The following is a 26217-nucleotide window of genomic DNA, read 5'->3' as shown; positions in this document are numbered from 1 at the left end:
GCCCATGACCCCGCAGGAAGTTGCAGAAAAGGTCGGACAGAACATCGGCACCAGCGAATGGGTCGAGATGAGCCAGGAGCGGATCAACCAGTTCGCCGAGGCGACCGGCGACCACCAGTTCATCCATATCAACGAAGAAATGGCCAAGATGACGCCTTTTGGCGGCACCATTGCCCACGGCTTCCTGACCCTTTCGATGATCCCCTATCTCAGCGCCAATTCGGACCTGCCCAAGGTCGAAGGCGTGAAAATGGGCGTCAACTACGGCGGCAACAAGACGCGCTTCATCGCCCCGGTTCGGTCGGGCAAGCGCATCCGCGCCCACTGGAAGCTGCTCGAACTGGTCGAAAAGCGTCCCGGTCAGTGGCAGCAGACCCATGAAATCACCATGGAGATCGAAGGCGAGGAAAAGCCTGCCCTGATCACCGAGTGGATCATGCAGTTCTTCGTCTGATCGCTCTCCTCCCCGGCGGGATCGGATCCAGAAACAACCAAGGAATTACCCATGTCACGCGATGCAGTCATCGTCTCCACCGCCCGCACCGCCATCGGGCGTGCCTACAAGGGCGGCTTTAACGACACCAAGGGGCCGACGCTCGGTTCCTACTCGCTCAAGCCGGCGATCGAACGCGCCGGGATCGAAGCCGGCGAAATCGACGATGTCCTGTGGGGCTCAGCGCTTCAGCAGGGCACGCAGGCCGGCAACCTCGCCCGCCAGGTCGCGCTGCGCGCCGGCTGCCCGATCGGCGTTTCCGGCATGACCATGGACCGTCAGTGTTCGTCGGGCCTGATGACCATCGCCACAGCCGCCAAGCAGGTCATCACCGACCGCATGGACATCGTTGCGGCCGGCGGTCAGGAATCGATCAGCCTCGTGCAGACCAAGGAAATGCGCGTGATGCCCGATCCCGAGCTGATGGCGATGCACGGTGCGATCTACATGCCGATGCTTCAGACCGCAGAAACCGTGGCCCAGCGTTATGGCATCAGCCGCGAAGCGCAGGACGAATACGCACTCCAGAGCCAGCAGCGCACCGCCGCGGCGCAGGATGCGGGCAAGTTCGAAAACGAAATCGTCCCTGTCACCACCACAATGAAGGTGCAGAACAAGGAAACCGGCGAGATTTCCGACCAGGAAGTCACCATCGCCAAGGACGAAGGAAATCGCCCTTCGACCACCCTCGAAGGCTTGCAGTCGCTGCAGCCGGTGATGGGCCCGGGCACCACGATCACCGCGGGCAACGCCAGCCAGCTGTCGGACGGTTCTTCCGCTTCGATCCTGATGGAAGCCAAGGTGGCCGAACAGAAGGGCCTGACCCCGCTTGGCCGTTATGTCGGCATGGCGGTTGCGGGCACCGAACCCGACGAAATGGGCATCGGTCCGGTCTTCGCCATCCCCAAGTTGCTGAAGCGCTTCGGCCTGACGGTCGACGATATCGGCATCTGGGAACTCAACGAAGCCTTCGCCGTGCAGGTGCTGTACTGCCGCGACAAGCTGGGCATCGATAACGACAAGCTCAACGTCAACGGCGGCTCGATCTCGATCGGCCACCCCTATGGCATGACCGGCGCACGCTGCACCGGCCACGTGCTGCTCGAAGGCAAGCGCATGGGTGCCAAGTACGGCGTCGTCACCATGTGTGTCGGTGGCGGCATGGGCGCAGCAGGCCTGTTCGAGATCTTCTGATCGAACGTGCGAAACGAACGAATGCAGGGGCGGCTCGGGAAACCGGGCCGCCCTTCTTCGTTGGGGCTATGGGCAGCGCAGGTTCGCAGGGCGCCTCTGTTCGCTCGCCTCGGGAGTGTGTGGCATGGGCATAATGGAAATTATCGGTATCGCGGGAAGCGTCAGCCTGCTTTCGGGCTGGCGGCTTTACCTGTGTATCTTTGCCACCGGCCTCGCGATGCGGGTCGGCGCGCTGCCACTGCCCGAACACCTTGCCGCTCTGGATGTGCTGGCCAACCCCTGGGTGATGGCCATTGCGGCCCTGGGCGCCACGGCGGAGTTTCTGGCGGATAAGGTGATGTGGCTCGATTCGATCTGGGATGCGGTGCACACGCTCGTGCGCCCGATCGGCGGCGCCCTGCTCGCCCTGGCGATTGTCGATCCGTCCGATCCGGCCGCGCAGGTGATCGCGTTTCTGCTCGGCGGCGGGGCAAGCCTTGCCGCTCATGCAGGCAAGGCCGGTGCGCGGGGCGTGGTCAACGCCAGCCCCGAACCCGTCAGCAACATCGCTGTGTCGTCGATCGAAGACGTGGCGACCGTCGGCCTGCTTTACCTGGCGTACGAATACCCCTTCGCGGCAGGCGGGATCGCGCTGGCGTTGCTGGTGCTCGTCATCGCCCTGCTGGTGATGGCGCGGCGCGTGCTTGGCAAACTGTTCGGCGGGCGCGGGCCGACGGGCCCTGCCTGACCGTACCGGTTGCCGCCCTAGGCGTGGGCGGCGATGAATTCCTCGACCACCGGGGCGATCTTTTCGCGCCAGCGGCTGCCGTTGAAGATGCCGTAATGCCCGGCGCCTTCGGCCATGTAATAGCGCTTCTTGCTGCCGGGCAGGTTGGGTGTGAGTTCCAACGCGGCCTTGGTCTGCCCCAGGCCTGAAATATCGTCACGTTCGCCTTCGATGGCCAGCAGCGCTGTGGCGGTGATCTGTTTCAGATCGACCAGCTTGCCGCGGTGCATGAAGGTGCCGTTGGGAATGGCGTGCGTCTGGAACACCTCTTCCACCGTCTGGAGATAGAATTCGGCGGTCATGTCGCACACGCTGCGATATTCGTCGTAGAAATCCTTGGTCGCCTGCGCGCTGGCTTCGTCGCCCACGGTGAGATGCTTGTACATCTCGTAATGGCTCATCATGTGATTGCCCAGGTTCATGGTCATGAAGCCGGCCAGCTGCATGAAACCGGGGTATACCCGCCGACCGGACCCGCGATACTGCATCGGGACCGTGGCGATCACATTGTGCCGGAACCATTCGATCGGCCGCTCCATCGCCAGATCGTTGACCGTCGTGGGCGAACAGCGGGTATCGATCGGACCGCCCATCATCGTCAGCGTTACTGGCGCGCACGGGTGCCGGTCAGCGTTCATCAGCGCGGTGGCGGCGAAAACCGGGACCGACGGCTGGCACACGGCCATGACGTGGGCACCTTCACCGATACGCTCGAGGAATTCGATGACGTAATCGATGTAATCGTCGAGATCGAAAGTGCCTTCGTGGAGCGGCACTGTCTTGGCATCGGCCCAGTCGGTGACATAGACGGTATAGCGTTCGAGCATCCGTTCCACCGTGCCGCGCAGCAGCGTGGCGTAATGTCCGCTCATCGGCGCGACGACCAGCAGGCTGGGCGCATCGGCGGGCAGATTTTCGCGATGGAACCGCTTGAGATCGCCGAACGGCCGGTTGACGACCGTGGCTTCCACCACCGCGTCCATCGCGCCATCGACTTCGATGGCCTCGAGGCCCCAGGCAGGTTTGCCGCGGGGGGCCGCCGCATGGGCGAACACTTCGAGGGCAGACGATGCCATGGGGCCCAGGCCCATGTAATCCATGGCTCCGGCGAAATTCATCGGGTGGACCGGATTGGACAGCATTTCGGCCCCGATCGAGGCCAGGGCGCTGGCCGAGTTGAGCCAGCTGCGCTGCATTTCATAGGCGTGGTAAAGCAATGCGTGTCCCCTGCTGGCCGGGCATGTTCTATTGTCTGGTGCCGACCGGAATGGGGGCATCCTGACGGGCTGGCCGCATTTGTGCAATGCACAATCGCCAAGAATGTGCCTGGGGGCCGCCTCGCCAGTGGATTTTCCGTTCCGCGCAACCTACGTGGGGGCGATGGACGGGCAAACAGTATCGGACGCGCCGAAACGGCGCAGGCTGGGGCGCAAACAGGTGGATGCGGAGCCGCGTCAGCGCTCGCTCAAGCCGCTTCGCATGGTGTGGGATGCAGGCAAGCGCTATCCGGGGCATGTTGCCCTGGCGTTGCTCGCCCTCCTGATCACCGCTTCCGCAACGCTGGCGATCCCCGCCGGTTTCAAGATGGTGGTCGACAAGGGGTTCGCGTCGGGTTCCGATCCGGCGGCAATGGGCCGCTGGTTCCGGTATCTTCTGATGATCGTCGTGGTGCTGTCCATGGGGACCGCGATGCGGTTCTACTTCGTCAGCTGGCTGGGTGAACGCGTGGTCGCCGACATACGCCTGAAGGTGCAGGAAAACCTGTTGCGTCTCGCGCCCGGTTTCTACGAGGAAAACAGCCCCAAGGAAATTTCCAGCCGGATGACCAGCGATACCGCGCTGATCGAACAGGTGGTGGGGACGACCGTGTCGGTCGCCCTGCGCAACCTGCTGATGGCGATTGGCGGGACGGCCTATCTGTTCTGGCTGGTCCCCAGCCTGACGATGGGCCTGTTCCTGATCATCCCGGCGGTGGTCATACCGATCACCATTTTCGGGCGGCGGCTGCGCAAGGTCAGCCGCACCAGCCAGGATCGCGTCGCCGATATCGGCGCGATGGTGACAGAGGTTCTTGGCGCGATGAAGATCGTGCAGGGTTTCAACCAGGAAGAACGCGAGCACGAACGTTTCCAGGAAGCGGTGGAGAACACCTTTACCACGGCCAAGCGGCGCGTGATCATCCGCGCGGCAATGACTGCCATCGTGATCCTGTGCGTATTCGGCGGGGTCACCATGCTGGTCTGGCGGGGCGCCGAAGCCGTCAGCGAAGGCACGATTTCGGGCGGCACGATCGCCGCCTTCGTCCTGACGGCGGGCCTCGTGGCCGGCGCTTTCGGGGCGCTGACCGAAGTGTACGGCGATCTGCTGCGCGGGGCCGGGGCTGCCAGCCGCCTTGCCGAACTGCTCGAGGAAAAACCCGGCATCGCGCCGCCCGCGCGGCCACAGGCGCTGCCCGAACCGCCGCGCGGCAGCCTGTCGTTTCGCAATGTCACCTTCCGCTATCCCACCCGGCTCGAAGCCCCGGCCATTTCCGACTTCAACCTCGAGGTCGAACCGGGCGAAACGGTGGCCATCGTCGGGCCTTCGGGTGCCGGCAAATCCACGATCTTCCAGCTGGCCGAACGGTTCTATGACCCTCAGGCGGGGTCTATCCGTCTCGATGGCGTGCCGTTGACCAGCGCCGATCCGGCGGCGATCCGCCAGCGCATGGCCTATGTGCCGCAAGAAGGCGTACTGTTCAGCGCCAACGCCCGCGATAACCTGCGTTACGGCCGCTGGGATGCAAGCGATGACGAGATCTGGGCAGCGGCGCGTGCGGCCAACGCCGCCGAATTCCTCGAAAAGCTACCCAAGCGGCTCGACACCTATCTCGGCGAAAGCGGGACCCAGCTTTCGGGTGGTCAGCGCCAGCGTATTGCGATCGCCCGCGCGTTGTTGCGCGATGCGCCGATCCTGCTGCTCGACGAAGCGACCAGCGCGCTGGACGCCGAAAGCGAACGCCTGGTGCAGGACGCGCTGGAGCAGCTGATGGAAAATCGCACCACGCTGGTCATCGCGCACCGGTTGTCTACCGTCCGCGCGGCGGACCGCATCGTGGTGATGGAAGATGGCCGCATCGTGGAACAGGGTAACCATGCCGAACTGGCCGGAGCCGACGGGCTCTACGCACGCCTCGCCACGCTGCAATTCGGCCTCGAAAACGTCTGATTCTTCTGCGGAACGTGCGTAGCAGCCGATGAACTGCATCGCGCCCGCGGGGGCCTCTGCTAATCGAACGCCATTCTGACACCGGTCCGTTCGGGCCGGCGTCGATTTTTGGGAGACTGCCTACATGTTCCGCACCATTCTGGCCGCTGGTGCCAGCGCCCTTGCGCTGACGCTCGCGACACCGGCCCTGGCCGAACACCACGAAGAAAAGAAGGTCGAAGAAAAGACCCCTCTGCCCACCATGAGCTTCGGCACTTGGGGTTTCGATCCGCAATACCTTTCGGCCAATGTCGATCCGGGTGACGACTTTTTCGCCTATGCCAACCAGAAATGGCTCGATGCGAACCCGCTTCCGGCCGAATTCAGCCGCTTTGGTGCGTTCAACCTGCTGCGCGAAAAGTCCACCAGCGATGTGTCCGCGCTTGTCGAGGAACTGACCTCCAAGGACCCGGCATCGCTCACCGCGGACGAAAAGCGCATCGTCGATGCCTATAAGTCCTATCTCGATACCGCTGCGATCGACGCTGCGGGTCTTGCCCCGGCGCAGCCCTATATCGACCAGATCCAGGGCGCCAGCACATTGGCCGAACTGGCCGTTCTGTGGGGCACGCCCGGTTACGCATCGCCCATCGGCGGCGGTGTCGGCGTCGATGCCAAGGACCCGACGCGCTATTCGGTCTACTTCGGATCGGGCGGCCTCGGCCTGCCGGACCGCGACTACTATCTCGACGAGAGCGAGAAGGGTGTCGGCATCCAGACCAAGTATCGCGAATACCTGACCTTCCTGTTCACCGAAGCGGGCTATGCCGATCCTGCGGCCATGGCGCAGACGGTCTATGACTTCGAAGACAGCATCGCCCGCAAGGTAAGCTGGGACCGTGCCACGCGGCGCAACCGCGACCTGACCTATAACGCCCTGACGCCGGAAGAGATGACGGCAATCGCCGCCGGCTTCCCGCTGACGTCGGCCTTGGCCACGAGCGGTTTCGGCGATGCCGACCGGTTCATCGTCGGCGACCTTCCGCCGAGCACCGAACGCGCGGCGGAACTGGGCCTGAGCGAAGACACGCTTGGCAAGATCGGTGGCGGTACGCCGGCGATGTTCGAACTGATCGTCAACACGCCGATCGAAGTTCTGCAGGCCTGGACGCTCAAGGAATTCCTCGACGACAACGCTTCTGTCCTGCCCACGCGCTTCGATGAGGCCGATTTCGCGTTCTACGGCACCGTGCTGAGCGGCACGCCCGAACAGCGCCCCCGCTGGAAGCGGGCCATCGATGCCACCGAAGGCCAGCTGGGCGAACTCGTCGGCGCATCCTATGTCGAGCGGTACTTCCCGCCTGAAAACAAGGCCGCGATGGACGAACTGGTCGTCAACCTGCGGCTCGCGCTTGCTGCCAGCATCGACGAAATCGACTGGATGAGCGAAGAGACCAAGGACGAAGCGCGCGCCAAGCTGGACAGCTTCACTCCGAAGATCGGCTATCGCGACAATCTCGACACCTATCAGGGGCTGGCGATTTCGGGGACCAACCCGCTTGCCAACCGCATGGCGGTGGCGCGCTGGAGCTGGGACAAGGATCTGGCGAAGCTGGGCGGTCCGATCGACCGGACCGAGTGGTTCATGCTGCCCCAGACGGTCAACGCGTACTATTATTCCACGCTCAACGAAATCGTCTTCCCGGCGGCCATCCTGCAGCAGCCCTTCTTCGGCATCACCGCCGATGCGGCGGTGAATTACGGCGGAATCGGCGGCGTGATCGGCCATGAGATCGGCCATGGCTTCGACGACCAGGGTTCGAAATCCGATGCCCAGGGCGCGCTGCGCAACTGGTGGACCGACGACGACCGCGGCGCTTTCGACGCGCTCGGCAACGCGCTTGTCGAACAGTACAACGGCTTCTGCCCGCTCGATGATGGAGAAACCTGCGTAAACGGGCGTCTGACACTGGGCGAAAACATTGGCGACCTCGGTGGCCTCAGCCTCGCCTACCGTGCGTACAAGCTCCACCTCGGCGGCAAGGAAGACAAGGTCATCGACGGCCTGACCGGCGACCAGCGCTTCTTCCTGGCGTGGGCGCAGGTGTGGCGTTCGCAGCAGCGCGAAGAAAGCTACCGCAACCGTCTCCGCACCGATTCACACAGTCCGGAAGAATACCGGACGAATGGCGTCGTGCGGAACATGGACGAATGGTACGAAGCCTTCGGCGTGACGCCGGACGACGAACTTTACCTGCCGCCGGAACAGCGCATCCGCATCTGGTAAACTCACTTCATCGCTAAAAACCGCTACGGGCGGGACAGGTCGCTTGACTTGTCCCGCCCGTTTCTCTTGTGGCTGATCGCGATGAACGACATTTTCACCGCGATCTTCCTCGGCATTGTCGAAGGGCTGACCGAATTCATTCCCGTGTCATCGACCGGGCATTTGATCCTCGCCACTGAACTGAGCGGGGCGGACCCGCAGGAATGGGCGATGTTCAACGTCGTCATCCAGTTGGGCGCGATCCTGGCAGTGGTCTACCAGTATTGGGGCACCTTCTGGAGCGCGGGTATGGGCGTCCTCAAGGGCGAACGCGAAGGCCTGATGTTCGCGCGCAACATCCTCCTCGGGTTCCTGCCCAGCGCCGTGATCGGCTTCACTTTCTACAAGAATTTCGAACAGATGCTGGGAACGCCGATCATCGTGCCGTGGGCGCTGATCGTGGGCGGGATCGCGATCCTGGTGATCGAACGCACCGCCAATCCGCACGGCGAAGAAACCGTTGCCGACCTGCCCTTGCTCAAGGTTCTCGGCGTAGGCTTTGCCCAGTGCCTTGCGATGGTGCCGGGTGTCAGCCGTTCGGGCGCCACGATCATGGGTGCGCTCGCGATGGGCATCAACCGCAAGACGGCGGCGGAATTTTCCTTCTTTCTAGCGGTGCCCACGATGATCGGCGCATCGACCCTGGAAATCGCAACAAAGTACGAAAGCCTCATGGCCGGCAGCACCCGGGTGGGATGGGGAGAGATCGCGGTCGGCTTCGTCGTCAGCTTTATCGTCGCGCTGGCGGTGATCCGGGCTTTCGTCGCCTATGTCGGCCGCAGCGGGTTCGCCCCGTTCGCGTGGTACCGCATCGTCGCCGGATCGGCCGTGCTGGCCTATCTGACCTTCGGCTGATCGCCTTCGATCACTTTTGGCGAAACGATCTCGGAACCTTTTGTGCGGATCGGATTTGTTACGTTGATGTGAATGCGAAGGATAAAGACCCATGGGCCTTTTGATTCTGATTGTTGTGGGTGCCATCCTCGGTTGGCTTGCGACAATCATATTGCGCGTTGAGGACGGCCGCAGCATTCTGGCACACGCCATTGCGGGCGTTGCCGGATCGCTGGTTGCCGGCATGATCGCCGGGAACGGCGTCATTTTCGGTGCGGTCAGCGGAGTTGCCCTGTTGTGGGCTGTTCTGGGAGCCGCCATTGCGATTGGTATCTACAGTCTGGTAAAACAGTACGCAGTTCACTGATTTTCAATTCAAATTTTATCGGTATTACGTTATCGGTATTACGAAGGTGTGCCCGTTTCTTGCGGCATCACCAAAACAAAGGGGAAGACTACCATGAAGTTCAACAAAGCAACGATCGTCGCTTCGGCCGCCGCTCTCAGCCTCGGCCTCGCAGCTTGCGACGGCGCGAACGAAAACGCGATGGAAGATGCCGGCGAACAGCAGGCTGAAGTCGTGAACGAACAGGCAGAAGCCATGGAAGACGCCGGTGAAATCACCGACGCCCAGGAAGATGCCATCACGGACCAGGCTGAAGACCAGGCCGACGCCATGGAAGAGCAGGGCGAAGCCATGGACGAAGCCGCCGAGTAATCGGAACGGCTCCAAGCCATACGAAAACCGGCCCGGAAGCAATTCCGGGCCGGTTTTTTGTTGGCCGTTCTTGTTGGCCGATGGATTTATCGGTCGAAGCGCACCCGCGATAAGTGTCAGACAGGCTTTGCCCCGCTGCCGCGCCCACCGCGAAGGGTGTATTCAAGGGTGCCTTCGTTGACCACGTAATCGACATCGATCACCGCGGTGTTGGCATATGTGAAACCGGCGCCAAGGCTGCGGTACAGCTTGTCGAAATCCCGTTCGACTGTCTGGCGGTAGAGATCTTCGAAGCTGTCGATGACGAAATAGGTCGGTTGCAGATCGCTGATCACGTAATCGGTGCGCATCACGCGATCGACGTTCAGCATGATGCGATTGGGGCTTTGCGCCTCGATGGCATAAACCACCTCGGTCGGGCCTGACAGAATGCCTGCGCCATAGGCGCGCAGATCGCCGGGCGCCTCCTGGATCAGGCCGAATTCGACCGTGTACCAGTATAACGATCCCAGCGCCTTCAAGCGGTTGTACCGCATCGCCTTCCAGCCGGCGCGCCCGTATTCCTGCATGTAATCGGCGTAGACCGGATCGGTCAGCATCGGGACATGGCCGAACACGTCGTGGAACACGTCCGGTTCCTGGATGTAGTCGAAGGTTTCGCGCGTGCGGATGAAGTTCCCGGCGGGAAACCGGCGGTTGGCAAGATGCCAGAAGAACACATGATCGGGGATCAGCATCGGCACGGGCACCACGCTCCACCCCGTCAACTTGCCCAGATCTTCCGAAAGCTGGCCGAATTCGGGAACGCCGCCGCGCCCCAGATCGAGTTTTTCGGTGCCGTGCATGAAGGCGGTGGCTGCACGCCCGGGCAAGACGTCCATCTGGCGCGCGAAAAGATCGTTCCAGATCGCATCGTCTTCGGAATCGTAACGCGTTTGCCGCGGCTCCAGCCAGTCATCGCCAACATGGTCCGGCTTTTTGAGCGGCGCGGTAAAAACGTCTGCCGGAAGATCGGGAAGACGGCTAAAGTCCTGTTCGGGATCTGCGAGTGTGGCCATATCGTTGCCGATGATACTACCATTGTGGCCGGCACACAAATCGCGAGGGAGAACGCCATGAAGACCAGCGAATACGAAGCCGCCCTCGATCCGATGGAGGAAGAGCTTGTCGCGATGGCGCGGTGGGCCAGGGCGACCGGTCAGCGCATCGTGATCCTGTTCGAAGGGCGTGACACCGCGGGCAAGGGCGGCGCGATCAAGGCCGTGCGCGAACGGTTGAATCCGCGCCAGTGCCGGGTGGTGGCCCTGTCGAAACCCACCGAAGCTGAGCAGACGCAATGGTATTTCCAGCGCTATGCCGCGCACCTTCCCAGCTCGGGCGAAATCGTGTTGTTCGATCGCAGCTGGTACAACCGCGCCGGGGTCGAAAAGGTCATGGGCTACGCCGACGACAAGCAGGTGGACGATTTCCTGCGTCAGGCACCCATATTCGAACGCATGCTGGTCGATGACGGGATATTGCTGTTCAAATACTGGCTCACGGCCGATCAGGACCAGCAGGAAGAACGGCTGCGCGAACGGCTGGAAGATCCGCTCAAACGCTGGAAGCTGTCCCCCGTCGATCTCGCGGCCCGCGCCAGATACGCTGATTATACCGCCGCGCGCGAAGCGATGCTGGCCGCGACGCACACCGATTGGGCGCCGTGGACGCTGGTCGATTTCAACGACCAGAAACGCGGGCGTCTGACCCTTGTGCGCGATCTGCTCGACCGGCTTCCCGACACGCGGATTGAGCCTGCTGCCATAGACTTCCCGCCGCTCGCCGGAGAAGCGCGTGCAGAAAGCTATTCGGTGATCGATCCGATCGCCAGTTTTCCGGAAACCTAAGCGAGGCTGGCCCGCGCCTTGACGATTTCGCGGCCGTCGGCGGCCACTGCGGCCAGTTCTATCCCAGCGCTTTCCTGGCGCATCACCAGGTGCAGCTCGTCACCCGCGATGGCCGGGCTCATGGCACGAAAGCCAAAGGTGGCAAGGCGATTCTCGCCCAATTCCTCGCCCGCCATCTGGAGGAGCAAGGTGGCCATGAGCGGGCCGTGGACCACCAGGCCACGATACCGTTCGATCTCGCTTGCATAGGGGGCGTCATAGTGGATGCGGTGCGTGTTGAAGGTCAGCGCAGAAAAGCGGAACAGCAGCCGCGGGTCGGGGACCAGAGTGCGGTGCGTGTCCCATGATCCCGGATCGAAACGATCGCCGGACACGGCCGGCGGGGTCAGCGGCGCGTCGGGCGCAGCGGCGTCGCGGTACACCAGTGTCTGGCGTTCGGTGACGGCCAGTTCGCCGTCGGCGCGGGTTTCATGGGTCACGTCGACAAAGACAAGCGATCCCGACTTTCCCGATTTCTCTTCGACCGATGCAATGCGCGAGGTGCGACTGATGGCCGCGCCGGTGGCGATAGGCGCGGCAAAGGAGATCGCGCTCGATGCCCACATCCGGCGCGGTTGGGGAACGGGCGGAAAGAAGCTTGCGGCGGTATCGTCGCGTTCGGGATGCCCGTCATCGCCCAGCTTGCGTGTCGGCGCATCGGGTGTGCAGAGGCAAAAATGGACACCCTGCGGCATCACCCCGCCAGAGGGCAGCGCGCGGTCGAACGTGGCGCACCACCGCGCCGCCAAGGCAGGATCGAGCGTGTCGAGGGCAGTATGCTCGCGACCGATCCAGTCCACCCATGCGCCCATCAGGCGGCGCGCTCGAACACCGCGGCCATCCCTTGTCCGCCGCCGATGCACATGGTTTCCAGGCCGTAGCGCACTTCGCGCCGCTGCATTTCATGCGCCATGTCGGCCAGAATGCGAATGCCGGTCGCGCCGATGGGATGACCCAGGGAAATGCCCGATCCGTTGACGTTGAGGATATCTCGGCGCGAATCGTCCTTGGACCACCCCCAGCCCTCCAGCACGGCGAGCGCCTGCGGGGCGAACGCTTCGTTCAGTTCGACCAGCCCGATATCGTCCCAGCCCAGCCCGTTGCGTGCGAAAAGGCGGTCGACTGCCGGAACCGGGCCGATGCCCATGCGGCTCGGATCGCATCCGGCCGCGCTCCATGAATGGAACCACAGTTTCGGCTCGAGGCCCAATTCCTCGACCTTGTCTTCGGCAACGACAAGGCACGCTGCCGCGGCGTCGTTCTGCTGGCTGGCGTTGCCGGCTGTCACGATGGCATCGGGGTCACGCTTTAGGTCGATGGCGCGCAGCGCCGCGAGGCTTTCTTCGGTGGCGTCGGCGCGGAAACCTTCGTCCTTGGCGAAAACCACCGGGTCGCCCTTGCGCTGCGGCAGTTCGACCGGGACCAACTGTTCGTCGAACTTGCCTTCGTCCCATGCGCGGGCGGCGTTGCGGTGGCTTTTCACCGCGAAGGCATCGGCCTCTTCGCGGGTGATGCCGTAATCCTTGGCGAGATTTTCTGCCGTCTCGATCATGCCGGTGATGACGCCGAACCGTTCGATCGGCTGGCTCATCAGGCGGCCGCGCGTCAGCCGGTCCCACAGGGCCATGTCGCCCATGCGCGCGCCATGGCGGGCCTGCGTGGTGTAATGTTCCACGTTGGACATGCTTTCCACCCCGCCGGCCAGCACGCAGTCGGCAACGCCGGTCTGGACCATCATGGCCGCCGTCGCGACCGCCTGAAGACCCGATCCGCAGCGCCGGTCGAGCTGGAATCCGGGCACTTCGATGGGATAGCCGGCGGCAAGCCAGCTCCATCGCCCGATCGCCGGGGCTTCGCCGCTGCCGTAGCCCTGGCTGAAGACGACATCGTCCACGCGCAGCGGATCGACGCCGCTGCGTTCGATCAGCGCCTTGATGATGACGGCACCCAGCTGGCCCGCTTCGAGCGGGGCGAGCGAACCGAGGAATTTGCCCACGGGTGTGCGGAGCGGCTTGCAGATGGCTACACGGCGAAGTGACGTCATGATCTATTCCTTGTCGGAAAGGCGGGCGATACCGCGGTCGACGAGCGTGCCGATCGCGCCGGAAGAAAGGCCGAGCCGGTTGGCCAGGACTTCTTCGGTATGCTGGCCGAGATACGGGGCAGGGGCAGGGTTGCCCACGTCCCGTCCGGGCATGTTGGCAAAGCTGCGGGTTGCCGGGTAATCGAAACCGCTGGGGTTGGCAGGGGCCGGGCCGAACAGGGGATTGTTCGTCACAAGTTCCGGATCGCTCGCCGCTTCGTGCATGGTGCGATACCGCTCGAACGTGGTTCCCTGCGCTGCCAGGCGTGCGGACAGGTCGGCCCAGTCAGCGTTTGCGGCAGCGTCCTGGAACAGGTCGAACAGGCGGTGCCGGTTTTCGAAGCGCGGCCCGTCCCCATCGGCGAACCGCACACCCAGTTCGCCTTCCAGTGCGGTGATGGCGTCACCGAGCCCGAAGGCTGCGACCAGCCCGTCCCACTGCTTTGGCGTCAGGGCGGCGACCATGAAGCGAACGCCGTCACGGCTCCTGAAATCGCGCCCGAACGCGCCCCATATCGCGTTGCCGAGCCGTTCGCGGTCCGCGCCCCGATACAGCATTTCCGCAAGGGCGCCGCTGTTGGCCATGGTGCCGATGGCGACGTCGCCGAGCGGAACCCTCACCTCGTTGCCTTCGCCGGTGGCGTCACGGTGGCGCAACGCGGCGAGAAGCGCGAAGGCGCAATAGGCACCCGTGATGAAATCCCACGCGGGCAGCACCTGGTTGACCGGCGGCGCATTGGCCATGTCCCAATCTTCCGGCCCGCACATCAGTGGATAGCCGCTGGCGGCGTTGACCGTGAAATCCATCGCCTGCCGGCCATCGTGCCAGCCCATGATCCGTACGCTGACAAGATCGGGCGCGCCGTCGGGCTGGCGCGCCGCAACGGCGCCATGCGACAGGAAGCTTTTTTCCGGCAGGTTCGTGATCAGATTGCCAGTCGTCGCCGCCAGTTCGACCAGCAATTCGCGCCCTTCGCCGCTGCGAAGGTCGAGCGCGACCGATTTCTTGGCCCGGTTGAGGTTTTCCCAACTGAGCGATCGGCCCGCTTCGGTCAGCATGTAGCGATCGTAGTCGAGGCCGCCTTCCTTGTGATCGACCCGGATGACTTCGGCCCCCATCTGCGCGCAATACAGACCGGCGGTGGGTGATGCGACGAAGCTCGAGGTTTCGATGACGGAAAGACCCGAAAGGAGATTGTACATGCCCTACGCCTGCGCTGCGTATTCGCGCAGCATGTGCTTGGCGATCTGGAGCTGCAGGATTTGCGTCGTGCCTTCGTAGATCCGGTAGATACGCGCGTCGCGGAAGAACCGCTCGGCGTCGTATTCGGCCAGGTATCCGGCGCCGCCATAAACCTGCACCACACGGTCCACCACGCGGCCGCACATTTCGGACGCGAAGACCTTGAAGGCGGCGGCCTTGCGCAGGATGTTTTCGCCCGCGTCGGCGCGCGCCGTGACATCGGCCATCATGCATTCGGCGGCGTAGATTTCGGTCTCGCTTTCGGCGAGCATTTGCTGGATCAGCTGGAAATTGGCGATCGGTTCGCCGAAAGCCTTGCGTTCGTTGGCGTAACGAAGCGCGGAATCGAGCGCGCGGCGGGCGTAGCCGGTGGACGCCGCGCCCACAGAAATGCGCCCGTTATCGAGGCTCATCATGGCAAAGCGGAACCCCTTGCCGGTTTCCCCGCCCAGCAGCGCATCGCCGGGGACGTGCACATCCTCGAGGATGATGTCGGCGATGTGGCTGCCGGCCTGGCCCATCTTCTTGTCCGCGCTGCCAACGGTAACGCCGGGCGTGTCCATCGGGACGATGAAGGCGGAAACATGCGCGTTCTTGGGCAGCGCCTCCTTCTCGGTGCGGGCCATGATCAGGCCGACCTCGGCGTGGGGCGCGTTGGTGATGTAACGCTTGGTCCCGTTGAGAATCCAGCCATTGCCATCGGGGTCGGGGCGGGCGGTGGTCTGCATGGCGGCGCTGTCGCTGCCCGAACCGGGCTCGGTCAGGCCGAAGCAGGCAATCTTGCCTTCGGCGACCTGCGGCCACCATTCGGCCTTCTGCGCGTCGGTACCGCCGTTCTTGATCGCGGAATTGAACATACCGACGTTGATCGAGAAGATCGAACGGAAGGCGGGCGCGGCATAAGCCATCGCGTGGACGACCTTGGCGTATTGCGTGGTGTTGAGGCCCGCGCCGCCAAAATCTTCGGGAACGGTGAGGCCGAACAGGCCCATGTCCTTCATTTCGGCAACGATTTCATCGGGGATGCGATCGTCGGCGATGACGTCGGCTTCGGCGGGGATCAGGCGTTCACGGACATACCGTTCGAGCTGGTCGAGGAACTGGTCGAAGATATCCGCGTCCATCCCCGGGTTCGGCGCAGTGCTCATTGCTCGGTCTCTCCCTCGTTCGTTTCGCCCGTATCTGCCCCGTCCGCTTCTAGCGCTTCGGGTGGCAGGCGCCGCTCCTCCAGCATTGCCGCTGCATCGTCGAGCGCCTGGGCTTCCGCCGGTGTGACGGCGTCGACCGGCTGGTCCCCCCCGTCCGAACAGGAGGCAAGCGCGGGCAGCGCGGCGAGAAGCAGGGCGAGTCGGTTCATAGGCGCAAGCTAGTGCGTGCTGCGCGTCACGGAAAGGACGCTACGGCACGTGGGGTCGGCGGGGCGCGATGTGTGCGCGGCCCCCGATCCGTCCTCAGTTTTCCAGATCGTCGCCCATGGCTTCCATGGCCGCTTCGGCGGTGGCAGCGGCTTCGTCACCGGCTTCCTCGATCGACGCGGCTTCGGCGGCCTCGCGGCCTTCGCCCGCTTCGGTGTCGGCGGCGGTGGCATCGGCATCTTCGACGGCTTCGGCATCGACATCGGTCAGCGCGTCGTCGGCAGGGATTTCAACGGTGTCGGCTTCGGCTTCGACCGACGCGTCTTCGGTGTTGCCGCAGGCTGCGAGGACGAGGGCGGCTGCACTGGCAATCGCGATACGGAACTTCATGGTCGTTTCTCCTATTGGCGCCCCGGCGCAGCGCCGGGCTTTCGCAAAGGTCTAAAGCGCGAGTGGGGCGCATGGGGCAAGGGGAAAATGCGCCGCAGGCGCTTGCGCGCAGGCGCCGGGACGTCGATCAGGCACCATGCCCGACAACGCCAGCCCCGCCATGATCGACACCGCGCGTGCGCGGCTGAAGGCAATTTTCGGTTTCGATGATTTTCGCGGACGGCAGGCGGAAGTGGTTTCGCGCGTGCTGGCGGGGCAGTCGACGCTGGCGGTGATGCCCACCGGGGCGGGCAAGTCGCTGACCTATCAACTGCCCGCCGCCATGTCGCACGGCACATGCGTCGTGATCAGCCCGCTGATCGCGCTGATGCACGACCAGCTTCGCAGCGCACGCGCCAACGGCATCCGCGCCGCCACGCTGACCAGCGCCGATGCGGACTGGCGCGAAACGCAGGATGCCTATCGCAGGGGCGAACTGGACCTGCTGTATGTCGCGCCCGAGCGGGCCAGCCAGCCCGCGTTCCTCGATTTTCTGTCCGCCGCGCCCATTTGCCTGTTCGCCGTGGACGAGGCGCACTGCGTTTCCGAATGGGGGCATGATTTTCGTCCGGACTACCGCCTGCTGCGCGGATTGCTCGACAGTTTCCCCGATGTTCCCCGCCTTGCCCTGACCGCCACCGCCGACCGTCAGACCCGCGCCGACGTGATGGCGCAGCTTGGCATTCCCGAGGGCGGGTTGGTTCTGGCCGGGTTCGACAGGCCCAACATCCGCTATGTCGTGCGCCACCGCGACAACCCCGTGGCGCAGGTTACGCAGTTGATGGCCGAACACGCCGGGCCGGGCATCGTCTACGCCCAGACCCGCCGCAAGGTCGAGGATCTGGCGGAAAAGCTGGCGGCAAAAACGGGACGGCCTGTGCTTCCGTATCACGCCGGACTGGCGCCGGAAGTGCGGGCCGCGAACCAGGCCGCCTTCGTCGGTTCGGAAGACATGGTGATCGTCGCCACGGTCGCGTTCGGCATGGGCATCGACAAGCCTGATGTGCGCTTCGTGGCCCATGTGGGCGTGCCCAAGTCGATCGAATCCTATTACCAGGAAACCGGACGCGCGGGCCGCGATGGCGACCCGGCACGCGCGGCGATGTTCTGGGGCGCGGGCGATTTCGCCACCGCACGCCAGCGCCTTGCCGAAGTGGACGAGGAACGCCGTAACGCAGAGCGTGCCCGGCTCGATGCGCTGGCCGGCCTGGTGGAAACCGCCGAATGCCGCCGCGCCGTCCTGCTGCGCCATTTCGGCGAGGACCCGCCGGCTGCCTGCGGCAATTGCGATAACTGTCTGGAGCAACCCGGCGTCACCGATGTGAGCGAACTTTCGCGCAAGCTCCTCAGCGCCGTCTACCGGACCGGCCAGAGCTTCGGCATGGGACATCTGCAAAAGGTCCTCACGGGGGTGGAGGACGAGCGTGTCCGCCAGCGCGGGCACGACCAGCTGTCGGTCTTCGGAATTGTCCAAGCCGACGAAGCCGGCCTGCTCCAGCCGCTGGCGCGGGCGTTGCAGGCGCGCGGGGTTCTCGTGGCGACCGATCATGGCGGGCTGGCGCTGGGCGGCACGGCCCGCGCCATCCTCAAGGGCGAGCGCAATGTCGAGATCGCGATCCCGCCGAAGCGGGAACGCCGTGGCCGCCGGGGTGATGCGACGCCCAATCCGGTGGGCGACCCCCTGTTCGATGCCTTGCGCGAACTGCGGCGCGAACTGGCGATCGAAGGGCAGGTGCCGCCCTATGTCATCTTCCACGATGCCACCTTGCGCGAAATGGCCGCGCAGCGCCCGCAATCCCTGGCCGCGCTGGGCCGGATCGCCGGGGTCGGGGCCAAGAAGCTGGAAGCGTATGGAGAGCAATTCCTGCGCGTTGTCGAACGCCATTGACGCCCAACTTCTCTTGATATAAATATGATATCATAATTATATTAAAGGAGGATTCGTCATGTCTGTCGAACTCAGGGGAATGAACGTCAGCCGCGAACGTGCGGCATCAAGTTACAACGGCTACATCATGCTCGCCGTCCTGGCGGCGCTGGCAATTTTTGCCCTCGTGGCCTTGCCGGGCATGGTGCCCGACAGCGGCGCATCCAAAGCGGCCAAGCTGGTCTTCGTGGGCTCGCTCCTGGGGACGCTGATTGGATTGATCCTGGTCGCTTCGGGCTTCTTCATGATCCAGCCCAACCAGGCGGCGGTTATCACCCTGTTCGGGGAATACCGCGGCAGCGAACGCACCGAAGGCCTGCGCTGGGTATGGCCGTGGATGATGCGCAAGAAGATTTCCGCCCGCGCGCACAACATCCATTCCGAACGCGTGAAGATCAACGATCTGCGCGGCAACCCGATCGAAATCGCCTGCAACGTCGTGTGGCGTGTGGCCGATACCGCGCAGGCCAGTTTCGATGTCGACGATTACAAGCAGTTCGTGAACATCCAGATCGAAGCCGGGCTTCGCACGGTCGGTTCGCGGCACCCCTACGATGACTTCGAAAACGAGGAAGTCACCCTTCGCGGAAGCGGCGAAGTCGTGAACAACGAACTGCTGATCGAATTGAACGAACGCCTGAAAACGGCTGGCATCATCGTCGATGAAGCGGGTCTCACGCATCTTGCCTATGCGTCCGAAATTGCCAGCGCCATGCTCAAGCGTCAGCAGGCCGAAGCGGTCATCGCCGCCCGCGCCAAGCTGGTGATGGGCGCGGTGGGCATGGTCGAGGATGCCCTGACCAAATTGAGCCAGGACAAGATCGTCGAACTCGATGACGAGCGCCGGGCCGCCATGGTTTCCAACCTGATGGTCGTTCTGTGCGGTGAGCGCGAGGCGCATCCGGTGATCAACGCCGGTTCGCTGTACTAACAGGCTGAAGAAGGAGCGCGCACTGTGCAGAAGAAGGCCTTCGCCCTGCGTCTCGATCCGGCGGTGCATGCCGCGGTCGAACGGCTGGCGGCTGCCGAACTGCGCAGTGCGAACGCCCAGATCGAAATGCTGCTGCGCGAAGCGCTCGACAAGCGTGGAATTGCCGTCGGAAAGTCCAGCCCGCCTCAAAGGGGGCGCCCACCCAAGGGAGATGACACATGAACGACGACACTGGTGATGATGGCGCGTGGTTCGCAGCCAAGCGGTATGGTTTGGGATCGGGAATGCCCGTCGCGTGGCAGGGTTGGGCCGTCCTGTTGGGATATTTTGCCCTGCTCGGCCTTGGGGCCGCGTTGTTCGCCTGGGACTTTGTCGTCGGCGGGGTGGCGTTTGCGGCGATAGTGTTTTCGTCCACGATCGTCCTGATGCTGATCGCTTCGCGAAAGACGCGCGGCGGATGGCGTTGGCGCTGGGGCGAAGACGACTGAACGTCCCTGACGCGGCGTTAACCCTTGTGGCGTATGGTCGCGCAATGGCATCGCCCTTCACCACTCCCGCCGAACGGTTACCCTTCTGGTCGGTGGCCCTTGTCGCCTGTTTTGCGCTGGCAATTATCCCGCTCGCCGCGCTGCTGGCGCAGGAACCGGCCCGCGCACCGTTCGTGGTCGTCGAGAGCGGCCGTGGATATGGCACTTTGCAAGAGGCCGTGAACGCGATTGGCGACGCGCAAGGCACCATCGAAATCGCTGCCGGCAACTGGCGCGATTGTGCCGTCCAGCAAGGCGGGGTGATAACCTACCGGGCTGCGGCCGCTGGCACGGCGCTGCTTGGCGGCAAACCGTGCGAAGGCAAGGCGGCGCTGGTGCTGCGGGGCCGCGGCGCGCGGGTCGAAGGGCTGGTTTTTGCCGATATCGCCGTGAGCGACGGGAATGGCGCGGGCATCCGGCTGGAACGGGGCCCGCTCGACGTGTCGCAAAGCTGGTTTCGCGACAGCCAGCAGGGCATCCTCACCCATGACGATACCGCCAGCGCGCTGACCGTCGACAAGTCGACCTTCACGCGACTGGGCACGTGCGAAAATTCGGCGGGGTGCGCGCATTCGATCTACGCCGGCGATTACGGCAGCGTGACGGTTACGCGCAGCCGGTTCGAACAGGGCCGCGGTGGCCATTATTTCAAATCGCGGGCGGCGCGAAACGTGGTGATCGATTCCAGCTTCGACGATTCGAACGGGCGCGGCACCAACTACATGATCGATCTGCCCAACGGCGGCAGCGGGATGATCCGCGGCAACTGGTTCGTCCAGGGCGCGGACAAGGAGAACTGGTCTGCCCTGATCGCGGTTGGCGCCGAAGGCGCCCGCTACAGTTCCGATGGGCTGGTGATCGAAGGAAACGACGCCCGTCTCGCCCCCGGGCTCGACCGCACACCGACTTTCGTGGCCGACTGGACCGGTGACCGCCTGGCCATCGGCGAAAACCGCCTCGGGCCCGGCATCAAGCGTTCCGACCGGCGCTGAGGAACACGCGGCGCCCCTTGTCCGTTGAATTGGGCAGGAGGCTTTCACATGGCAGGCGGTTGGGCGCGCGATGGCGCGGTTCAGGATCAGATTGACGACACGGTGAACGATGCGGTCGCTGCGGCACGCGCACGCCTGCCGCGCGGGCCGAGCGCGGAAGTCTGCGACGAATGCGATGAACCGATCCCTGAAAAACGGCGGGTGGCCATCCCCGGCGTGCGAACCTGCGTTCAATGCCAGTCCGGGCGCGATACGGCGGTGCGGCATTCGGCCATCAACCGGCGCGGCAGCAAAGACAGCCAGTTGCGCTGACGCGCACGCGGGTCCACAGGCACGCCCTCATGGCATCTCCCTTCATCTGGCTGCAGCACGCTCTGCCCCATCACGCCATTTCGCGCGGGGCCGGTTCGCTGGCCGCCAGCACGGCGGACTGGATCAGGAAGCCGCTCATCCGGCGCTTCATCGATGCGTATGATGTCGATATGTCCGAAGCGGCGCGACAGGCGGACCAATTCACCAGCTTCAACGACTTCTTCACCCGCGAACTGAAGCCGGGCGCACGACCTCTGGCCGACCCAGCCCGGTGCATCCTCTCCCCCGCCGATGGTGCGATCAGCCAGATCGGTGCGATCGACCATGACCGTATCTTCCAGGCCAAGGGGCATCACTTCACCACCACCGAACTGCTCGGCGGAGACGAGGGGGCCGCACGGCGGTTCGAGGGTGGACAGTTCGCGACCATTTATCTCAGCCCGCGCGATTATCACCGGGTCCACATGCCAACCGCCGGATCGCTATCCGCCGCCACCTACGTGCCCGGTGACCTGTTTTCCGTAAACCGGATCACGGCAGAGAATGTCGACGGTTTGTTCGCCAGAAACGAACGCCTCGCCTGCCTTTTCGAAGGCGAAATCGGACACTTCGCCAGCGTGATGGTGGGCGCGATGATCGTGGCGGGGATAGAAACGGTCTGGTCGGGCCGCGAGGAAACCCACGCCAGGAACATTTCGCGCAAGACCTTTGCCGCGGGCGAACACGCCTTTGACGCCGGCGACGAAATGGGCCGCTTCTTTCTCGGCTCGACGGTGGTTCTGTTGTTCGAACCCGGCAGGGCCGAATGGCTCGACCAGTTCCGCCCCGGCACCAGCGTGCGGATGGGCGAGGCGATCGGACGGCGCACCTAACCGAAAGCGGGCGGGTATTTCACGATGCCGCGTGGCGGGCGTCCTTCGAGGACCAGCCGCTGGAAGTATTCGGGCGGTGTGCCGGGATAGGCAAGCTGCGGGTCATGTTCGAAACCGAACCGCGCATAATAGGTCGGACTGCCGAGCAGCACGATTCCGTGCGCGCCCCGTTCGCGCAATTCGGCAATTCCATGCCGGATAAGCGCGGACCCGATACCCTGCCGCTGAACCTCGGGCCACACGCTGACCGGGCCAAGATCATACCAGTGCGAACTGCCATCGGAAATCGACACCGCGGAAAACGCGATGTGGCCGACGATGCGATGGGCGTCTTCTGCCACCAGCGACAGGGCGAGATCACCATCGCGGCGCAGGGCATCGACCAGATCCTGCTCGTCCCCGTCCGAAAAAGGCATGTCGCGGAAGGCTGCGGCGGTCAGGGCATGGATCGCGGGTTCGTCCCCGTGCGCCTCGTGCCGGATCGCGATGGCGCTCACGGCAGCAGGTGGCCCGCCCGATCGCGCTTGGTGGCAAGGTAACGCGAATTGTGGGGGTTGTCCGGCAGGCTGTGCGCCACGCGTTCGGCCACGCTGACGCCTTCGGCTTCCAACGCGGATACCTTTGCCGGGTTGTTCGTCATCAGGCGGATTTCCCCGACGCCCAGCAGGTCGAGCATCCGTGCGGCGGTGGGAAAATCGCGCGCCTCGTCGGGCAGGCCCAGCCGCGTGTTGGCATCGACCGTGTCGAACCCCTGGTCCTGTAACCGGTAGGCCCGCAGCTTGTTCACCAGGCCGATCCCGCGACCTTCCTGCCGCATATACAAAAGCACGCCCCAGCCGCCTGCGTCCGCTTCGTGCGCCATGGCATGAAGCGCGGCGTCGAGCTGCGGACCGCAATCGCATTTCAGGCTGCCCAGGATATCGCCTGTCAGGCATTCGGAGTGCAGGCGGACCAGCGGGGCGCGATCCGATTTCTGCTGCCCGATCACCAGCGCCACGTGTTCACGCGTATCGTCCGGGCTGCGAAAGGCGACGATGCGGGCACCCTCGGCGGCGGCAACCGGCAGCCTTGCGCGTGCGGCGATCTGAAGCCGCGAGGCATCGCTGTAGGCCGCCACATCGGCCGCGTTGAGCGCAACCGCCTCGGCCGCGCCATCCGGGTTGACGAGGAAGGCGGGCAACACCCCTGCAATCCGTGCAAGTTCGAGCGCGGCCTGCGCCTGGATTTCCCACGCCAGCGGCATGGCCTTGAACGGACCTTTGAGCGGGGTCTGCAGATCGAGAGCCGGATCGGCCACCGCGAGCGCAGCCGCAAGGTCGAAGGTTTCCGCACCGCGCAACAGCACCGGCTGGCGCGGCGCGGCCGCTTCGATCTGGTTGGCCAGTTTCAGCGTGGCCGCGCGGCTGGCGGATACCAGCATTGCCGCCCCTGAAATCGGACCGAAAGCGGTTTCCACCGGCTGGAGCAAAGGCGCGCCGTCAATCGCCAGGGGCCAGCCGTGGCGCAGCGCGTCGACGGCCTGCGCCGCCCGCCGCGACGCGCTGGGCGCAGGCGTATCGTCGCTCAGAGAGAGAACTCCGTCACAAGCGGCACGTGATCGCTCGGCTTGTCCCATCCACGCGCGTATTCGTGGATCGAATGACCGGTGGCCTGAGCGGCGAGTTCGGGGCTGGCCCACATATGGTCCAGCCGGCGCCCGCGATCGTTCGCCTGCCAGTCCTTCGCGCGATAGCTCCACCAACTGAAATAGCGTTCGGGATCGGGAATGTGCTGCCGGCCGATATCGGCCCAGCCGTGCGCGTCCATGAAGCGCTGGAGCGTTTCCACCTCAAGCGGCGTATGGCTGACGACCTTGAGCAACTGCTTGTGGTTCCACACGTCGCTTTCCAGCGGCGCGATATTGAAATCGCCCACGATCAGCGTTGGCCGATCGACCGCGTCCGCCCAGCGCGTCATGCGTTCCAGGAAGTCGAGCTTCTGGCCGAATTTCGGGTTCACTTCGCGATCGGGTTCGTCGCCGCCTGCGGGCACATAGACGTTTTCGACAATCATGCCCTGATGGGCCGGATCGGTCAGTTCCACGCCGATGTGACGCGCCTCGCCATTGTCCTGCCAATCGTGCCTGGAAAAATCGCGGAACGGGATTTTGCCCACGGTTGCGACCCCATGATAGCCCTTCTGCCCGTGGATCGCGAAATGCTCGTACCCCAGCGCGCGGAACGCCTCGAAGGGGAACTGGTGTTCCTGGCACTTGATTTCCTGAAGGCACAGGACATCGGGTGCCTGCTCCTCGATGAAGCGCTGAACGATCGGCATCCGCAGGCGGACCGAATTGATATTCCATGTGGCAACAGAGATCATGAGTTGCGGAATAGGCAGCGTCGCGCCAGCGGTCCACCCTTCACCACATACAAAAAACCCTCGCGCCGGGGGCATTGGCACGAGGGTTCCTTGTGAGCGTTCGTCACGCTTGGAACGAGGCGAACCAGGGCGAGGGGATCAACAGGGGGGAAATCCCGCTCGCTTCGTCTCGTAGATTTAAAATTACGCCTCCCCCGCTTGCTGTTCAATGAACAACCGACGGCAGGATGTCGCATATATGCACCTGCCTGCCGTCAATCCGTTCATCGCGGGCGACGGGACGTTTTTCTGGGGTCCTTGAAGGTAAACGCGCTGTCAGCAACGGCCACGCCGTAACGCTGATTCCGCAGGCGCACCGTGGTCCGGTGATTCTGCGAATCGAGCGCGACCCAGTGGGTCAGGCGCAGGCCGCCCGGGGCGCTGGAATCGCGGGTGAAGATCATGGTGATCACGCCGAATTCGGGGCGCTTGGTGTCACGCACCTCGATGCTGACCACGTCGGGATGCCCGGTGGAGACCAGCTTGCCGTATTTCTTCACGTCCCGGCCAGGATCGAGCAGCGCGCCGAGCGGCGAATTGCTGATCGGCCAACGCTGGACCTGGTTCACTTCGTAATCGACCAGATACATCGACTTGCCGTTCGACACGACCAGCATCGGTACGCCCTTGGCGTATTCGAACCGGATCTTGCCGGGGCGCTTGAGCGTCATCACGCCCGCGACGGACTGGCCGTTGCGGTCGGTCTGGACGAAATCGGCCTTCATGGTGGAAATGCCGCGCAAGGCGGCGACCGCCTTGTCGAGATCGCCCGCGGTGGCTTCAACCGGCACGGGGGCGAACGCATAGGTGGCAGGGATCGCAGCGGCGAGCGCAATGGCCAACGCGGTGCGAATCGGTTTTTTGTTTTTGAAAGACAAGTTGCTCATGCTCCTTGAACTAGGGTCGGAGCATTGAACCGCCACTGAACCCGGTCTGTTCCCGGCGTTCAGATTGGCGAGGGGTCAACCGACCCGGCTTACTTGATCTTGGCTTCCTTGAACTCGACGTGCTTGCGCGCGACGGGATCGTACTTGCGGAAGGTGAACTTTTCCGTGTGGTTACGGGGGTTCTTCTTGGTCACGTAATAGAAGCCCGTGTCGGCGGTCGAGACGAGCTTGATCTTGACGGTTGCGGGCTTCGCCATGACGTATTCCTAAGATCGATTGAGGCCGCTAGCGGGCCGAAAAAATAAGGGCGGCGCGAAAGAGCACCGCCGTTCGGCGCGCCCATTGGGTGATTCACGATAAAAAGTCAAGCACCCAGCGGCCAGCCAGGCGATGCCGCGCTACAGTTTTACCGGCCCGCGATTGGCCTTCACCGTGCCGCGCACCTTCTTCGCCTTGAGCCGCTTCACCTTGCCCACGCGGTTGACCCGGCTCTTCTTGCGCGCACGGGGCGGGGTCAGCGCCTCGTCCAGCAACGCGAGCAGGCGTTCGCGCGCCGCCTCGCGGTTCTGATCCTGCGTGCGGTATTCGTTCGCGGTGAAGACGATTTCGCCGGCCTTGGTAAACTTGCTGCCGGCCAGGTCCTTGAGCCGTTCGAAAGCTTCGGGGGGCATCCCGAGTTCGAACACGTTGACGCGCAACTGGACCGCCGTGGCCACCTTGTTGACGTTCTGGCCGCCAGGACCGGACGAAGCGATGAACTTCTCCTCGGCAATCTGCATTGCCCGGTCGGCTATCCTACCCACGCTGGTCCACCCGC

Annotated in this window: 30 protein-coding genes; 16 read left to right on the top strand and 14 right to left on the bottom strand. The window is 63.9% G+C overall.

Going from position 1 to position 26217, the window contains the following annotated elements; genetic code table 11:
- The first annotated feature begins 4 nt into the window (after positions 1 to 4).
- The 3 genes from VR863_RS12000 to VR863_RS11990 all read left to right on the top strand — a co-directional run bounded on the left by VR863_RS12000 (position 5) and on the right by VR863_RS11990 (position 2414).
- Entirely contained in the window at positions 5 to 454 is a 450-nt protein-coding gene (locus tag VR863_RS12000; protein ID WP_324828702.1) for a MaoC family dehydratase, read from the top strand.
- Between the two features lie 51 nt (positions 455 to 505).
- The gene (locus tag VR863_RS11995; RefSeq protein WP_324828701.1) at positions 506 to 1687 is read left to right on the top strand and encodes an acetyl-CoA C-acyltransferase; all 1182 of its coding nucleotides are present in this window, start codon (positions 506 to 508) and stop codon (positions 1685 to 1687) included.
- Positions 1688 to 1811: 124 nt separating this feature from the next.
- A complete protein-coding gene (locus tag VR863_RS11990) occupies positions 1812 to 2414 on the top strand; it encodes a DUF4126 domain-containing protein (RefSeq protein ID WP_324828700.1) in 603 nt (200 codons plus the stop codon).
- Positions 2415 to 2431: 17 nt separating this feature from the next.
- On the opposite strand, the gene VR863_RS11985 is transcribed toward VR863_RS11990, so the two are convergent.
- Positions 2432 to 3670 (bottom strand): polyhydroxyalkanoate depolymerase, encoded by a 1239-nt coding sequence (locus VR863_RS11985; protein ID WP_324828699.1) that lies wholly within the window; start codon positions 3668 to 3670, stop codon positions 2432 to 2434.
- 163 nt (positions 3671 to 3833) lie between these two features.
- Here VR863_RS11985 and VR863_RS11980 point away from each other — a divergent pair, with 163 nt between their 5' ends.
- The 5 genes from VR863_RS11980 to VR863_RS11960 all read left to right on the top strand — a co-directional run bounded on the left by VR863_RS11980 (position 3834) and on the right by VR863_RS11960 (position 9517).
- Positions 3834 to 5660, top strand: coding sequence for an ABC transporter transmembrane domain-containing protein (locus VR863_RS11980; RefSeq protein ID WP_324828698.1), 1827 nt, complete (start codon positions 3834 to 3836; stop codon positions 5658 to 5660).
- A 124-nt stretch (positions 5661 to 5784) separates the two neighbouring features.
- Positions 5785 to 7926: a M13 family metallopeptidase gene (locus tag VR863_RS11975; protein ID WP_324828697.1), complete on the top strand. Its 2142-nt coding sequence runs from the start codon at positions 5785 to 5787 to the stop codon at positions 7924 to 7926.
- 81 nt (positions 7927 to 8007) lie between these two features.
- Positions 8008 to 8820 carry an undecaprenyl-diphosphate phosphatase gene (locus VR863_RS11970; RefSeq protein WP_324828696.1) on the top strand — a complete coding sequence of 271 codons (813 nt, stop codon included), beginning with the start codon at positions 8008 to 8010 and terminating at the stop codon, positions 8818 to 8820.
- A 91-nt stretch (positions 8821 to 8911) separates the two neighbouring features.
- Positions 8912 to 9166, top strand: coding sequence for a GlsB/YeaQ/YmgE family stress response membrane protein (locus tag VR863_RS11965; protein ID WP_324828695.1), 255 nt, complete (start codon positions 8912 to 8914; stop codon positions 9164 to 9166).
- A 93-nt stretch (positions 9167 to 9259) separates the two neighbouring features.
- The gene (locus tag VR863_RS11960; protein ID WP_324828694.1) at positions 9260 to 9517 is read left to right on the top strand and encodes a hypothetical protein; all 258 of its coding nucleotides are present in this window, start codon (positions 9260 to 9262) and stop codon (positions 9515 to 9517) included.
- 116 nt (positions 9518 to 9633) lie between these two features.
- Here the strand turns inward: VR863_RS11960 and phhA are convergent, their stop codons facing one another.
- Complete coding sequence (phhA, locus tag VR863_RS11955) at positions 9634 to 10575, bottom strand: phenylalanine 4-monooxygenase (RefSeq protein ID WP_324828693.1); 942 nt, start codon at positions 10573 to 10575, stop codon at positions 9634 to 9636.
- 57 nt (positions 10576 to 10632) lie between these two features.
- Here phhA and ppk2 point away from each other — a divergent pair, with 57 nt between their 5' ends.
- Complete coding sequence (gene ppk2 / locus VR863_RS11950; RefSeq protein ID WP_324828692.1) at positions 10633 to 11403, top strand: polyphosphate kinase 2; 771 nt, start codon at positions 10633 to 10635, stop codon at positions 11401 to 11403.
- Here the strand turns inward: ppk2 and VR863_RS11945 are convergent.
- The 6 genes from VR863_RS11945 to VR863_RS11920 all read right to left on the bottom strand — a co-directional run bounded on the left by VR863_RS11945 (position 11400) and on the right by VR863_RS11920 (position 16513).
- Complete coding sequence (locus tag VR863_RS11945; protein WP_324828691.1) at positions 11400 to 12254, bottom strand: HTD2 family dehydratase; 855 nt, start codon at positions 12252 to 12254, stop codon at positions 11400 to 11402. The genes ppk2 and VR863_RS11945 overlap by 4 nt on opposite strands.
- Complete coding sequence (locus tag VR863_RS11940; RefSeq protein WP_324828690.1) at positions 12254 to 13486, bottom strand: acetyl-CoA C-acetyltransferase; 1233 nt, start codon at positions 13484 to 13486, stop codon at positions 12254 to 12256. Before VR863_RS11940 ends, VR863_RS11945 begins: the two co-directional genes overlap by 1 nt.
- Positions 13487 to 13489: 3 nt before the next feature.
- Positions 13490 to 14728 carry a CoA transferase gene (locus tag VR863_RS11935; RefSeq protein ID WP_324828689.1) on the bottom strand — a complete coding sequence of 413 codons (1239 nt, stop codon included), beginning with the start codon at positions 14726 to 14728 and terminating at the stop codon, positions 13490 to 13492.
- A 3-nt stretch (positions 14729 to 14731) separates the two neighbouring features.
- On the bottom strand, positions 14732 to 15916 hold the full coding sequence (locus tag VR863_RS11930) for an acyl-CoA dehydrogenase family protein (protein WP_324828688.1): 1185 nt from the start codon (positions 15914 to 15916) through the stop codon (positions 14732 to 14734).
- Positions 15913 to 16125 (bottom strand): hypothetical protein, encoded by a 213-nt coding sequence (locus VR863_RS11925; RefSeq protein ID WP_324828687.1) that lies wholly within the window; start codon positions 16123 to 16125, stop codon positions 15913 to 15915. The genes VR863_RS11930 and VR863_RS11925 overlap by 4 nt, the downstream gene beginning before the upstream one ends.
- A gap of 94 nt (positions 16126 to 16219) precedes the next feature.
- Positions 16220 to 16513, bottom strand: coding sequence for a hypothetical protein (locus tag VR863_RS11920; protein ID WP_324828686.1), 294 nt, complete (start codon positions 16511 to 16513; stop codon positions 16220 to 16222).
- A gap of 136 nt (positions 16514 to 16649) precedes the next feature.
- Between VR863_RS11920 and recQ the strand changes: the two genes are divergently transcribed.
- Genes recQ through asd form a run of 7 tightly spaced genes read left to right on the top strand, consistent with a single transcriptional unit; the run spans position 16650 to position 22113 of the window.
- Positions 16650 to 18440 carry a DNA helicase RecQ gene (gene recQ, locus VR863_RS11915; protein WP_324828685.1) on the top strand — a complete coding sequence of 597 codons (1791 nt, stop codon included), beginning with the start codon at positions 16650 to 16652 and terminating at the stop codon, positions 18438 to 18440.
- Positions 18441 to 18498: 58 nt separating this feature from the next.
- Positions 18499 to 19410, top strand: coding sequence for an SPFH domain-containing protein (locus VR863_RS11910; RefSeq protein ID WP_324828684.1), 912 nt, complete (start codon positions 18499 to 18501; stop codon positions 19408 to 19410).
- A 24-nt stretch (positions 19411 to 19434) separates the two neighbouring features.
- On the top strand, positions 19435 to 19632 hold the full coding sequence (locus tag VR863_RS11905) for a type II toxin-antitoxin system antitoxin (protein WP_324828683.1): 198 nt from the start codon (positions 19435 to 19437) through the stop codon (positions 19630 to 19632).
- Entirely contained in the window at positions 19629 to 19898 is a 270-nt protein-coding gene (locus VR863_RS11900; protein WP_324828682.1) for a hypothetical protein, read from the top strand. The genes VR863_RS11905 and VR863_RS11900 overlap by 4 nt, the downstream gene beginning before the upstream one ends.
- Before the next feature lie 44 nt (positions 19899 to 19942).
- Complete coding sequence (locus tag VR863_RS11895) at positions 19943 to 20929, top strand: right-handed parallel beta-helix repeat-containing protein (RefSeq protein WP_324828681.1); 987 nt, start codon at positions 19943 to 19945, stop codon at positions 20927 to 20929.
- 48 nt (positions 20930 to 20977) lie between these two features.
- On the top strand, positions 20978 to 21241 hold the full coding sequence (locus VR863_RS11890) for a DksA/TraR family C4-type zinc finger protein (RefSeq protein WP_324828680.1): 264 nt from the start codon (positions 20978 to 20980) through the stop codon (positions 21239 to 21241).
- Positions 21242 to 21270: 29 nt separating this feature from the next.
- Positions 21271 to 22113 carry an archaetidylserine decarboxylase gene (asd, locus tag VR863_RS11885; protein WP_324828679.1) on the top strand — a complete coding sequence of 281 codons (843 nt, stop codon included), beginning with the start codon at positions 21271 to 21273 and terminating at the stop codon, positions 22111 to 22113.
- Here the strand turns inward: asd and VR863_RS11880 are convergent.
- The 6 genes from VR863_RS11880 to arfB form a co-directional block, all read right to left on the bottom strand.
- Positions 22110 to 22610, bottom strand: coding sequence for a GNAT family N-acetyltransferase (locus VR863_RS11880; RefSeq protein WP_324828678.1), 501 nt, complete (start codon positions 22608 to 22610; stop codon positions 22110 to 22112). The genes asd and VR863_RS11880 overlap by 4 nt on opposite strands.
- Complete coding sequence (ribA, locus tag VR863_RS11875) at positions 22607 to 23728, bottom strand: GTP cyclohydrolase II (RefSeq protein WP_324828677.1); 1122 nt, start codon at positions 23726 to 23728, stop codon at positions 22607 to 22609. The genes VR863_RS11880 and ribA overlap by 4 nt, the downstream gene beginning before the upstream one ends.
- Entirely contained in the window at positions 23677 to 24474 is a 798-nt protein-coding gene (gene xth, locus VR863_RS11870; protein WP_324828676.1) for an exodeoxyribonuclease III, read from the bottom strand. The genes ribA and xth overlap by 52 nt, the downstream gene beginning before the upstream one ends.
- Positions 24475 to 24737: 263 nt before the next feature.
- Positions 24738 to 25391 (bottom strand): LolA family protein, encoded by a 654-nt coding sequence (locus tag VR863_RS11865; protein WP_434784988.1) that lies wholly within the window; start codon positions 25389 to 25391, stop codon positions 24738 to 24740.
- A gap of 98 nt (positions 25392 to 25489) precedes the next feature.
- A complete protein-coding gene (gene rpmG, locus VR863_RS11860) occupies positions 25490 to 25657 on the bottom strand; it encodes a 50S ribosomal protein L33 (RefSeq protein WP_050601641.1) in 168 nt (55 codons plus the stop codon).
- Between the two features lie 141 nt (positions 25658 to 25798).
- Positions 25799 to 26203 (bottom strand): alternative ribosome rescue aminoacyl-tRNA hydrolase ArfB, encoded by a 405-nt coding sequence (gene arfB, locus VR863_RS11855; RefSeq protein WP_324828673.1) that lies wholly within the window; start codon positions 26201 to 26203, stop codon positions 25799 to 25801.
- Between the last annotated feature and the right edge of the window lie 14 nt (positions 26204 to 26217).

The organism is Qipengyuania zhejiangensis (assembly GCF_035607565.1).
GTDB lineage: Bacteria > Pseudomonadota > Alphaproteobacteria > Sphingomonadales > Sphingomonadaceae > Qipengyuania > Qipengyuania zhejiangensis.
Note: the sequence above shows the minus strand (reverse complement) of the source record. Positions and strands in the feature narration are given on the sequence as shown.